Consider the following 10,839-nt stretch of genomic DNA (forward strand, 5'->3'; position numbering starts at 1 on the left):
GATTTCGAAGCGACAATCGCCAGCGCAGTCGCATGGGCGTTCGTCGCCCACATCCGAACCCTCACGCGGCGCCTCGCAAGAGCTTGAAATCAAATGAAATCATTATGAGTCGGACACTTAGACAATATTCCGATATGCCGTCGCAGTGTCGTAGCATTCGCACGACAGCCGGTGCAGCGCGTTCACATCGACTATTTTCAAGAGACCGCGGGAGTAACGCCAGCTGGCGGGCCTTTACTTAGCTTGCTCGGAACGAAGCGCGGCCTTTTCAGCGTCATCTGCTCTATGAGTTGCTTGATGCCATCAAGGACAGCCTTGTCGTCAATCATGCGAGATAGACGCTGATAATGGTCAATCTTGCCGTCGAGTTCGGCGCACTTCCCACACATGGTCCGGTTCCCGTATCAGGCGGGAGCCAGATTGGGCCACCTGTCGGGTACGGTACGCTCACAGCTCTTTTTGGTTTCAGCGACTTAGACGTCTTCTACTTCGGTGGCTGTAAACCCGGCGAATTGGCCGAGGCGTCTAAGTGCGATGCTATGTCAGCCTGACGCGCCTTCTTGAGTAGCGCGTCCTGCTCCGGTCCTGGTCGAAGTTGTGAAGCCTTTTCTCTGATCTCTTGAGCAAATAAAGCAAGACGATCCCTGAGGGAGACCGTTTGTTTGACGCGGCGTCGCTCCATGACACGACCTCGTATGTACGGGTCCTAACCGTTGGGTTTGCAGTCACGATTTTAATATTCCGCCATCCGGGATTCTGTTCCCTAGTGAACACAACAAAATTAGACCACTGCTTTTTCGAACTAAGCCACTGGGGTCGAAACAGGCCAGTACCTTGGTCGCTCGCCCACCGCGCGGCGGCCTTTAGGGAGCGCCGCCATCTGGAATCTCCGGCGGACTTGGAGCAGGCATCCCGTACTGTTCGGCGCGCTCGGCCGCCAGCTTACGATAGGCCGCCGCTTGGTTTAATAATTGGGTTTTGAAATCCGAATCTTGTTCGCTCGCCGCAAGGCGTTCAAGGGCAATCGCGCGGTCAAGATATTCGGTAAGCAGCTTCATGGCGAACGCGTCTCGAAATATCCTACTTCGGTTTCCGTAGCTCGCCCGAAAGCCAATTCTCGCTTGCCTTCATCGGATCGTCGGCGTCGCACTTTTCGCATGCGTAGAGCGTTCCGAGCGGCGTCGATTGCCGCTTCAGCGGTCCAGCACATTTCGGACATTTGTCGGACGGCAACAAACGCGGCATGGCAATTTTGGGGAGTTTAGGAACAGGTTCCCAAGCCTGTCCGGTTCCCAGCATAAAACCAAATCAGGCCACTGCCAATTTCAAATAAGGCCACCAGGGGTCGAAACAGGCCGGTACCCCCGTGCCCGTGCTGTCCTAAACACTCGCACTTGTGAATTAGGACACTGCAACCTGAGTGATATAGTCGGAACGTGACACCGGAAGAACCCAGAGAGACCGGAGATCGAATCATTGAGCTCGCTGGCTGGGGTTATTGACGGTCATTGGCTGGACTCTCGTACTTGCGACTTATGGCCACCCCCTCGACGGCTTTCTACTCGGAACTGCTGCATTCCTTTTCATTTGGAAAACAGGCTTGATCGACGTGGTCAAGGTTTGGTGGTTGACTTGCCCGAGCCTGAGACGGCAACCGGGAATACTTCACCAGATTCAAACTGAGGGCACTGGGGTCCGAATGAACCGTTGACTCGACGCCCGGAAAAATGCCCCCCATTACCGGGCGCCATGTCCTCCGCTCCAAGGACAGCTGCAGTCTTCCCCCAAGGCTGGGCCGCCGTTGGCGGTATCCGCGCAATCCACAACAATCCCTAGCGGCTTCCGTCCCGCGCTAATCAGCGCGATCATGGGGGGATGTCAGCCGCTCGCATTCTCCATATCCCCCTCTCCGGCCGCGACCGGCGTCACTTTGCCGCCGAACTGCGCAAGGCTGAGAACGAGTACCGCCGCCTGACGAAGGAGGTCGCGGCGGCCCATGGTGCCGCCGATCTCGCGCTCGCCGAGGCCCATCGGCTGGACTGCGAACTGTCGTCGACCCGCCTGTTCCTCGGCGGGCAGGATCAGCCATCGCCTTCAATAGCCGATGCCCTTCACGGTGGCTATGAGCTGCTTGAAGTCCAACGCCACCACTGCAACCATGCGCAGACCGTAGACTTGGCGCTCGTCATTTGGCCGCGTGAGCGGCCGGTGCACACGATCCGGAGGGCGCTCTACTGCGCGAAGTGCGAAAAGGGTCACGGCAAGAAGAGACGGCCGGACTTGATCGGTCTGCGGCTGGGCAAGGTACCGGACCCGACATCACCGGCAGCGGCGATGCGGTGAGCTGTACCACAGAGATTTCAGCCTGAGACGACATCGATGTGGTAGAGTCAAATAGCGAGACCATTGTTTAGGGGGAAAGACGATGACAGGTCTGCTTCCTAGGTTCATCCTGGTACTTGTGTGCGCTCTTATTGGTTTGTCGGCTCTGGCCGCAACGGACGATAAGGGCTTCGTCCGGATCACACCCGACGAAGTAAACTGGAAAGACTTCCCGAACGGTCACGGCGCTCAACTCGCCGTTGTTATGGGCGACCCAACCAAGCCAGGCATCTACGTGACCCGTGTCAAATTCCCACCTCATGTGATGGACCGGCCCCATTGGCACGGCGAAGACCGACACATCACTGTTCTCAAAGGCACGTGGTACACAGGAACAGGCGACACATTCGACCCTGATCACGCCGTACCTCTTAAGCCGGGGAGCTACATGCTACACCCGGCCAAAGCAGTCCACTGGGATGGCTCCGCTGGCGATGAAGAGGTGATCGTTGAGGCGATCGGATACGGTCCGACCAGCACTACTCCCCAAGACCCATCTCAACCGTTCTGGCTGGAATACAAACACTAACGTACGACGCGCGCCCGGTGTGCAACCTCTACTATGCCGACCTCTGGATTATGCCGACCATTGGCTCAGAACGGGCTCAGGCGGCGGCGATCGCTGCTTTGGAGTCGGCATAATCACAGTGCCTCCAGAAATGCGAGAAGCTTATCATTCGGTCGAAAACGACCGGGAGTGGCTATCGCTGGAGCTGTCGCAGCCAGTGCGCGTTCCTTGATTCCCATATCGGCGTGTAGGTAGATGTGGGTGGTTTCGACCTGCTCATGGCCGAGCCAAAGTGCTATCACCGAAGTTTCAATTCCCGCCCGCAGCAGCCGCATCGCGGCGCTATGACGCAACACATGCATGCTGATGGTTTTCTGTCCCAACGACGGACAGGCACGGGTGGCGATCTGAACGTATTTGGCGAGCCGATGTTCGACGGCGTCACGGCTGAGTGACGTCCCCGATCGGCTGACGAAAAGTGACTCCGCCGGTTGACCCGCGCGCTCGGCGAGCCAAACACGCAGGAGGGCGACCATGCCCGAGGTAATCGGTGTAATCCGCAACTTCCGTCCTTTCCCCATGCAACTGACATGCGCGCCAGTGCCGAGATGAACATCGCTGATGCGAAGGCCGATCAATTCTGACGCACGCAGGCCCGTTAGAGCCGCGAGCGTAAGCAAGGTATGGTCGCGCCGCCCGGTCCAGGTCGAGCGGTCGGGTGCGCGGAACAGCGCATCGAGTTCCGGTTCAACAAGGAAAGTGACGAGCCTTCGGTCGAAACGCTTGCGTGGAATGGCAAGCACGCGCTCGATTACGGCGGCATGCTCAGGATGTCGAAGCGCTGCGTACCGGAACAGCGAACGGACGGCCGCAAGTCGAGCGTTGCGGGTGCGCGCACTATTTTCCCGCTGCTTCTCAAGATGGTCGAGGAAGGCGCCGATGAGCGGCGCATCAAGATCGTCGATGTCTAGCTTCGATGGCTCGACGTCTTTCCTCGCGGACGCGAAGACCAGCAACAGCCGCAGCGTGTCCCGGTAGGCCGCAAGTGTATGGGGACTAGCCTGGCGCTGGCGTATCAGACGTTCCGTGAAGAACGCTTGCAGGGTTGGGGCAAGTGCGGTCATGCGGCACCTCGGAGGTGCCGCTCCAAACGATCGCCAGCCAGCGTCAGCAACTCTGGCGCAGCCGAGAGATACCAGTATGTGCTGACAGGATCGACGTGGCCGAGGTAGGTCGACAGCAACGCGATCCGGTTCCCCGGCTCCCTGCCATCTCGATATCCGTCAAGGATGGTATTGACCGCAAATCCATGCCGAAGGTCATGCAGCCTCGGACGGCATGACGCTGATCGCGGCTTGAGGCCGGCGCGATCGACAATTTCACGAAAGACGGGCTGGACACCCATGTAGTGGAATCTGGTGCCAACCGTAGTGACCAATAATGCTGGTGTATTCGACGAGTTTGCCGGACGGTCGCCTCGACGCAGATAATCAACCAGTGCGGCCACGGTACTCGGATGTAGCGGCAATTCGCGAGACTTGCCGAACTTTGCGTTCCGGATGGTGAGTAGTCCAATGACAGGGTCGAAATCGTCGCGGTCGAGACCGATCGCTTCCCCAACCCGCATTCCGGTCACCGCAAGCAAAGCGATCAATGTCCGAAATGTCGCCACTCGATGCGGTGTCCGTAGCGTCCCGGCTGCGGCGATGAGGGCCGCGATATCCGACTCCGAATATAGGTAGGGCGTGGCCCGGCCTTTTTGCTGCACCAGCAAGTGTGTCGGGGGTACCTCGGTCGCGGGGTCGATCCCGCGTAGGTGATTAGCGAAGCGGCGAACAACGGAGAGCCGGGCAAACGCCCACGTTCGACCGCCCTGAGGGAGTGTCGCCCAAGCGAGCGCCGTCTCGGTTGTCAGATGGTCCTCGCCGCGATCCTCGACGAAGGTGAGAAACTGACCGAGGAGCTTCTCGGCTCGATAGAGCTTAAAGCCGAGGGCGCGGCGAACCGCAAAGTAGTCTGCGAGAGCCTTGCGGAGAGCATTCATGCGACGTCTCCCGGCCAGGCGCGGGCGATCGACCGCAGAGCATCGCGATCGACCTTGGCATAAATCGATGTCGTAATGGCGTTGCGGTGGCGCAGGAGTTGTCCGATCTCGGGCAGCGATGCACCGCCGCGGAGCATCAGAGTCGCCGCGGTGTGACGCAGCCGGTGAGCATGGATCCGTTCAAAGCCGCAACGTTCGCCAGCGTGGCGAACAATCTGCGTTACCGCGCCAGTGGTGAGAGCATGATGCGGAGCTGTGATCCGTGCAAACACTGTGCGGCCTTGCGTGCTTGCCGGGCGGCCGTGATGCAAGTAAGCCGCGATTGCTTCGCCGACATCCGCGGGCAGTGGCAGTCGTTCGGTGCGATTGCCTTTGCTGTGGGCAATCACGATCTCGCCGCCTCGCCAATCGATGTGCTCAAGTTGCAGTTTGGCGACTTCGCCTGCCCGCAAGCCCAGGCGAACAAGCATGGTCAGGACTGCGAAGTCACGGCAGCCACTTCGGGTGCTGGTGTCGCAGGACGCCAGAAGGCGCTGCACTTGGTCAGAGGCCAATCCCTTCGGCAATCCGGTTAATCGCCGACCGGGAACGGTCGGTACCGCAGACACCAGCGACCGATCGATGGTGCCGTCCACGTAAAGAAAACCGAGTAGTGATCGAAGGGCCGACACCGTCAGCCCGGCCGTCCCAGGGCTCAGGCGAGGGCAACTTGTCACCACAAAGGAAATGACGTCAGCCGCTGTCAGGCTTCGAAGGTCCAGAGCGAGGCCGTCCGGCAAGACCTTGGTTTGAAGGAAGGGACGCATCAGTTCGATATACCGGGACGCTGACGCATCCTTGATGCCACGTTCAAGTATCAAGTAACCTCGGTATCGTGCCAGGGCCGCTTCAAGCACTCCGCTTGCCGGAGGCAACAAAGCCGCCGGTACGATTCCCAGACCGCGCAGGTAACCGAGGATCGGTTGCATCGCTCTAATAGAGCGAAGAAAGCTGTAACCCGCTTCATGACGACTGTGCTGAAACTGCTCTACTTCCTTTACGCGTAGTTCCCCTACATCGAGCCCCTCGCTCACAAGCCAATTGCTCAGGTGGTTTAGCAGCAATAACTGAAAGCGCGTCTGCTGTGGCCTATAGCCTTGTCGTGTCATGTGGTCGGCAAACCCAGTCGCGAATGCCGAAAGCGGACCCGATACCCTAACTCGTGACAGATCAATCAACATCAAAGCCTCCCTTCAATTGGCAAGAGGGAGACTGTACGCTGTGAGGCCAATCGGATTATGCCGACTCCAACGCAGCGATCGCCACCGCCAGAGCCCGTTCTGAGCCAATGGTCGGCATAATCCAGAGGTCGGCATAGTAGAGATTATGCCGACGTCGGCATAACCTCTACAGCATCACCACCAACCAAGCCGCGATGATCGCGCTGTTTCGCGTCGTCAACAGGTACGTCGGCAACCTTGCGCCGATGCCGGGCGTGTTTCCTGATTATGTTGCGCCAATAATCCGCGACTCCGACCGCGGATCAGAGTTGACCATGATGCGCTGGGGTATGCCCCCTCCTCTGCGTACTGGGCCCTCCGGCTGACCAACATTCGCAACACTTCGTCGCCGCAGGCAGTGGCGCATCTGGTTGCGGCCAGAGCATCGATGCCTCGTAAGACGGGGCGATATCGTCCGCTCGCCTGATCTCATGTGGCGCGACTTCGAGGCCGAGCCTGCGCGCTAAAGTCTGAAGGACGCCGTTCTCCAGCACGGACGCCGCATACCCGGCATCAAACATGATTGCCAATCGGCGAAGACCGGGAACAACCTCACGCAAGAGTTCGAGCCGCTTGCTTGCGACGTCGTTCTGTTGAAGCGACAACCCAGTGACGTTGCCGCCAGGGTGCGAAAGGCTCGCGACAAGGCCGCTGCCAAGCGGATCGACCGCAATGGCGAAGACGATCGGGATGGAAGTCGTCGCCTGCTTTAAAGTAGCGACGGCGCCTCCATATGTGACAATGGCGTCGACCTTCTGCCGCGTGAGTTCGGCGGCGATCTCGCCAACACGCTCTAGGCGTCCCTCTGACCAGTGATACTCAATCGCGGCGGTGCGGCCCTCGATCCAACCAAGTTCGCGAAGTCGCTCCGAAAAAGCGACCGTCCAGGAAGACCAGATCGAAGCGCGATTGCCCAGAACAGCGATAGTCGGCAGCTTGCCCGGTTCCAGCGCCCGCGCTGCGAGCGGCAACGCGACTGCGCCACTGCCAAAAAGGACGATAAACTCCCGTCGCCTCATGCCGCGCTCCCCATCACGCACGATCCAATGTAACAGCGCCAGTCAGACAATTGACAGGTACTTGTGATGTCGGCTTGGGGTCAAAAGCGGCGGCTTACTTCCGAACTGATGACTTCAGGTCCGATGATCGGACATAAACACACCGACCCGGTTGGTCCGTTTCGCGCCACGAACAGATAATGGCATGACGAGCGTAGGTCTCACACGCTTGCATACAAATAGCTACGCTCAATTCGCCGCAGTTTGTAATGGTACAATGAGCGTAAAATGCACGCCTTTGGTCGGCTTCTGCCTGGTCAAGTCAGCGCCCAGTTGACCTGCCAGTCCTAAAGCAATGCGAGTCCCCAGGCGCTTGGAGAGAGCCGGATCGAAGTCAGCAGGCAGTCCAATCCCGTCATCGCTGACTGAGATCGAAACTGCTTCTTGTTCGCTTAGAACGAGTTGCAAGCGGATCACCCCATCTGTCGAATCGGGATAGGCATGTCGGCCGGCGTTCATGATCAGCTCGTTGACGATCAATGCGACAAGGATGGCGCGGTCGGCGGCGAATTGGATTTCTTTGGGTGTATCAAGTTGGACCTTGCAGGGCGCAACCGTTGCTTCCAAATCTTCGACGACTTCCCGCAGATAGACGACCAGGTCTATGTTCTCATAATCGGCATTGTACGCGAGGCGGTTGTAAGCTCGGCCGACTGCCAAAACCCGGGTGGATGCTTCCATGAGCCGTTCGCTCACTGCGGGATCGTCAGCAGCATTCGCTTGTAAATGAAGCATGCTCGATACCACTTGAAGGCTGTTCTTGACACGATGGTTGACTTCCTTGAGCAGGAGTTGATGACGCAGATTGCAGTTTGCGCTGGTACTGCTGCTGCTCAATCGCCATACCGAGGATATTCGCGGCATCTTGCAGGAAGGCGATGTCATGCTCTCTGAACTCTCCTTCAGATTGGCTGTCGACTTCGAGCACTCCAAATGGCAAACCATCGCCTTGTAGTATGACATTCATGGCACGGCGAATTCCATGTTCGGCGAGCAATTCCGGAGTTCGAAATCGTTCTTCATTTTCGAGATGATTGGAAATCGCGGGCTTACCGGTCTGGAGGGCGTAGCCGGCCGACGAATCCAAATCGGCTCCGACGGTCGCGTTGCCAACCACACCTTCACCCCAGCCAACCCCCGCGCGAACAAGCAACCGCTTGTCTGCCGGAATGTACTCCATGATTTTGCAATACTCAGCGTCCAGGCCTTCGGCCGTCATCTGCGCGGTGTGCTTGAGAAGGTCAGAGAAACTCGTGCGCTGGAGGGCCAGCACCCCGAGTGCGGCGAGCAATTCCTGCTGGCGGATACGTAGGCGAAGTGCACGGCCGGTCAAATCCTCAGGTTCGTTGCCCTGGTTTCCCTTCAACTACGGGTTCGTCTGTGTCGGATTTAGGGTTCATACCGCTTGATAGCATGCGCGGCATCAAACCGCGCCGGGGAACTCAAACGCCAAGGATCGATCCATTGGCCTTCGGTCGGACTACCGGCCGCCCTGTTGTCCGGTTGGGGTCAACAACAGAAGTGGCTCAGCCTGAATGGCATGTCGGTTCTGCCCTCGACAACGGCCATGCGGCGGCTGCATCAGCATGTCGGCATCATGCCAAAGCGCCGGTTGTAATTGCTCGCGGCCTTAAAGTTTAAGCCACGACGTCAACGCTGGAAGTTGCGGCCTCTGCGGCCTCAACCTCTTGAGCTGCCGCGAGCCGCTGCTGATCTGATTTGATTGTGCCCGCGTTTGCATTGTCGCTTTCATCCGCGACCAACTTAACTGCGGCTTGGCCAACAACAAACTGGGCCGGATAAACAGGTCCTACTGTGTTCATGGTCCCCTCCTGGAACCTCGCGATATTTTCAGCCGCTCGTTTACGTGATCTTAAGACGTGCAGTTAACGCCGCAAACATAAGGCAGATATGGCTAACGGTGAACCGGTTACCGAGGGATGCGACGCGATTTTCACCTTGGACATGGCGGCTACTATAGCAGGTGCAATGTCCGTCTAGGGTCAAACGCCGAGATGGCGGCGTGGCTGCTGGATGTCTACGGAAAACCCAAGCCGAGGGATGCGATGACCAACATCATGCCAACTACATGACCACAGTTTAAATTGCCTACGGAAGCTCATGATGCGTTGTGCTCCGAGCCCGGTGTTCGGGAGCGCGGAGATCGGGTGAACCTCGCTAGAAGCTCGGCAGCGCGCTGGCGAAAGTGGAGCCGGTTCGAAGACCTAATAGGCGCATCCGGTGGATAATTGCGGAGCGTGAGCAATTTTGAACAGCGGGGACTAGCCGGGTGTGCTGGGCTTTGATTGAGCGCGGCGTCGGTCCCCCTCCGCGCCGCCGTTCCCCCAGGATGGCCCCGACACTAACTGCCCGCCAGTGTCGGGGCCGTTCTCTGAACCGTGTGGCGTCTGCTTTCGGAAGCGCAAAAGAGAGGGTTCATGACCGGCGAACAATCAAGGCTTCATAAGGCAAAGGACCGTGTTTGCTGGCAAGCAAGCGCCACAGATCAGGGCACCGTTGTCGGAAAAGATTTGAGCGGCTTGACCATCGCTTGGGACGACGGCAATACCCACACTGTCCAGCACAACGATATGTCGCAAATTGATCGTGCGCCGTTAAAGGCCTGACGAAACCTTCGGGCATCTGGATGATGCGTCATCGCGGAAAAGCCCGGCGCGGCTTATCCGGCGTCCGTGTCCCTGACGTTGGATACGATCGCGATGTCGCCGCCAGACTTGTCCAACAACTCGATATGGGTTGCCATCCAATGCCATTCGTTAGCGAGTTCCCTCCATTCGTGTTTTGCGGCGACGCTTTCGGCTTCGCTGGAGCGAAGTTGGCAAGCGTCTGCCTTGCGGATGTAGGAAGCTATGCGTTCTGAATTGGTCATAGTCCCAGGATATTCTCGCAGCAATCTACGGCTCGATCATAAGGATAGGGACTTCCCGGGCGGAAGTATTAGGATTTATCAAGTACCAGTAGTCCCACGGGTGTCTGTCGGTCCCGCAATATCTGATCGCCTTCGTCAAGTCGCTGGCAATGACATGCCGGTCGGCACCACCACCAAGCGGGCTAAACAGTTTCTGAAAAAACCGTCCGGGATTTTTCCCAAAAAATTGGGATGGAAAAATAGAGATGGGTTGAGACAGGGTCGCAAGCTGATTTGTCAGCGACGGCGGGTCGAGAAGCTCGGTGTGTATGTGAAGGTAAATGCCGCATAGGTAAAAGCGGATCGGCTCGCGTTCGGTCGCCGGCAGCGGCTCGAACAGTGCCGCCAGATCGGCGGTCGACAGGCAGACCTGGCCTAGTTCAGTTGTCCAAGGACATCGCCCATCAGGCCGTCGACATTGTGGCTCATGAGCGGCGCTTCCATCCGGTGCGCGATTATCTTAACGGCCTCGTTTGGGACGGCGTGCCGCGGGTTGGCACCTGGCTCGCCGCCTATCTCGGCGCCGAGACGACGGCCTACACCGGAACAATCGGCACAATGTTCCTGATCTCCATGGTGGCCCGCATCTTCGAGCCGGGCGCCAAGGTGGATCACATGCTTGTCATCGAAGGACCGCAGGGCGAGATGAAAAGCACCGC

12 protein-coding genes and 2 pseudogenes are annotated in these 10,839 nt (G+C 58.3%); 6 read left to right on the top strand and 8 right to left on the bottom strand.

Annotated elements, in window-relative coordinates:
- Positions 1–863: 863 nt before the first annotated feature.
- Positions 864–1,058 (bottom strand): hypothetical protein, encoded by a 195-nt coding sequence (locus ABSE61_RS34560; protein ID WP_423875670.1) that lies wholly within the window; start codon positions 1,056–1,058, stop codon positions 864–866.
- Positions 1,059–1,875: 817 nt separating this feature from the next.
- Between ABSE61_RS34560 and ABSE61_RS34565 the strand changes: the two genes are divergently transcribed.
- Together ABSE61_RS34565 and ABSE61_RS34570 are read left to right on the top strand one after the other, a co-directional pair.
- Positions 1,876–2,343 carry a hypothetical protein gene (locus ABSE61_RS34565; RefSeq protein ID WP_423875671.1) on the top strand — a complete coding sequence of 156 codons (468 nt, stop codon included), beginning with the start codon at positions 1,876–1,878 and terminating at the stop codon, positions 2,341–2,343.
- An 82-nt stretch (positions 2,344–2,425) separates the two neighbouring features.
- Positions 2,426–2,911 carry a cupin domain-containing protein gene (locus ABSE61_RS34570; protein ID WP_423875672.1) on the top strand — a complete coding sequence of 162 codons (486 nt, stop codon included), beginning with the start codon at positions 2,426–2,428 and terminating at the stop codon, positions 2,909–2,911.
- Positions 2,912–3,024: 113 nt separating this feature from the next.
- Here the strand turns inward: ABSE61_RS34570 and ABSE61_RS34575 are convergent, their stop codons facing one another.
- The 3 genes from ABSE61_RS34575 to ABSE61_RS34585 are packed head-to-tail and all read right to left on the bottom strand — an operon-like array spanning position 3,025 to position 5,794.
- Positions 3,025–4,014: a tyrosine-type recombinase/integrase gene (locus ABSE61_RS34575; protein WP_423875673.1), complete on the bottom strand. Its 990-nt coding sequence runs from the start codon at positions 4,012–4,014 to the stop codon at positions 3,025–3,027.
- On the bottom strand, positions 4,011–4,934 hold the full coding sequence (locus tag ABSE61_RS34580; protein WP_423875674.1) for a tyrosine-type recombinase/integrase: 924 nt from the start codon (positions 4,932–4,934) through the stop codon (positions 4,011–4,013). Before ABSE61_RS34580 ends, ABSE61_RS34575 begins: the two co-directional genes overlap by 4 nt.
- The gene (locus ABSE61_RS34585; RefSeq protein WP_423875675.1) at positions 4,931–5,794 is read right to left on the bottom strand and encodes a site-specific integrase; all 864 of its coding nucleotides are present in this window, start codon (positions 5,792–5,794) and stop codon (positions 4,931–4,933) included. Before ABSE61_RS34585 ends, ABSE61_RS34580 begins: the two co-directional genes overlap by 4 nt.
- Positions 5,795–6,348: 554 nt before the next feature.
- On the opposite strand from ABSE61_RS34585, the pseudogene ABSE61_RS34590 reads away from it, so the two are divergent.
- Positions 6,349–6,591: pseudogene (locus ABSE61_RS34590) on the top strand (SOS response-associated peptidase family protein); the annotation flags it as partial.
- 18 nt (positions 6,592–6,609) lie between these two features.
- On the opposite strand, the pseudogene ABSE61_RS34595 reads toward ABSE61_RS34590, so the two are convergent.
- From ABSE61_RS34595 to ABSE61_RS34610, 4 genes and pseudogenes are all read right to left on the bottom strand, one after another.
- Positions 6,610–7,212: pseudogene (locus ABSE61_RS34595) on the bottom strand (ABC transporter substrate-binding protein); the annotation flags it as partial.
- A 228-nt stretch (positions 7,213–7,440) separates the two neighbouring features.
- On the bottom strand, positions 7,441–7,986 hold the full coding sequence (locus tag ABSE61_RS34600; RefSeq protein WP_423875676.1) for a sensor histidine kinase: 546 nt from the start codon (positions 7,984–7,986) through the stop codon (positions 7,441–7,443).
- Complete coding sequence (locus ABSE61_RS34605) at positions 7,958–8,617, bottom strand: GAF domain-containing protein (RefSeq protein ID WP_423875677.1); 660 nt, start codon at positions 8,615–8,617, stop codon at positions 7,958–7,960. The genes ABSE61_RS34600 and ABSE61_RS34605 overlap by 29 nt, the downstream gene beginning before the upstream one ends.
- A gap of 271 nt (positions 8,618–8,888) precedes the next feature.
- Entirely contained in the window at positions 8,889–9,074 is a 186-nt protein-coding gene (locus ABSE61_RS34610) for a hypothetical protein (RefSeq protein ID WP_423875678.1), read from the bottom strand.
- A gap of 615 nt (positions 9,075–9,689) precedes the next feature.
- Between ABSE61_RS34610 and ABSE61_RS34615 the strand changes: the two genes are divergently transcribed.
- The 3 genes from ABSE61_RS34615 to ABSE61_RS34625 form a co-directional block, all read left to right on the top strand.
- The gene (locus tag ABSE61_RS34615) at positions 9,690–9,878 is read left to right on the top strand and encodes a hypothetical protein (protein WP_423875679.1); all 189 of its coding nucleotides are present in this window, start codon (positions 9,690–9,692) and stop codon (positions 9,876–9,878) included.
- Between the two features lie 417 nt (positions 9,879–10,295).
- Complete coding sequence (locus ABSE61_RS34620; protein WP_423875680.1) at positions 10,296–10,472, top strand: hypothetical protein; 177 nt, start codon at positions 10,296–10,298, stop codon at positions 10,470–10,472.
- A gap of 92 nt (positions 10,473–10,564) precedes the next feature.
- A partial coding sequence (locus tag ABSE61_RS34625) for a VapE domain-containing protein (protein WP_423875681.1) occupies positions 10,565–10,839 on the top strand: 275 nt, incomplete at its 3' end.

The sequence above is a fragment of the Bradyrhizobium sp. genome (assembly GCF_049519115.1).
Classification (GTDB): Bacteria; Pseudomonadota; Alphaproteobacteria; order Rhizobiales; family Xanthobacteraceae; genus Bradyrhizobium.

Bases quoted from the DNA above. Each gene is read 5' to 3' on its own strand.
- ABSE61_RS34600 (WP_423875676.1), bottom strand. From the start codon at position 7,986: ATGCTTCATTTACAAGCGAATGCTGCTGACGATCCCGCAGTGAGCGAA.
- ABSE61_RS34610 (WP_423875678.1), bottom strand. From the start codon at position 9,074: ATGAACACAGTAGGACCTGTTTATCCGGCCCAGTTTGTTGTTGGCCAA.
- ABSE61_RS34575 (WP_423875673.1), bottom strand. From the start codon at position 4,014: ATGACCGCACTTGCCCCAACCCTGCAAGCGTTCTTCACGGAACGTCTG.
- ABSE61_RS34580 (WP_423875674.1), bottom strand. From the start codon at position 4,934: ATGAATGCTCTCCGCAAGGCTCTCGCAGACTACTTTGCGGTTCGCCGC.
- ABSE61_RS34570 (WP_423875672.1), top strand. From the start codon at position 2,426: ATGACAGGTCTGCTTCCTAGGTTCATCCTGGTACTTGTGTGCGCTCTT.
- ABSE61_RS34560 (WP_423875670.1), bottom strand. From the start codon at position 1,058: ATGAAGCTGCTTACCGAATATCTTGACCGCGCGATTGCCCTTGAACGC.
- ABSE61_RS34620 (WP_423875680.1), top strand. From the start codon at position 10,296: ATGCCGGTCGGCACCACCACCAAGCGGGCTAAACAGTTTCTGAAAAAA.
- ABSE61_RS34565 (WP_423875671.1), top strand. From the start codon at position 1,876: ATGTCAGCCGCTCGCATTCTCCATATCCCCCTCTCCGGCCGCGACCGG.
- ABSE61_RS34615 (WP_423875679.1), top strand. From the start codon at position 9,690: ATGACCGGCGAACAATCAAGGCTTCATAAGGCAAAGGACCGTGTTTGC.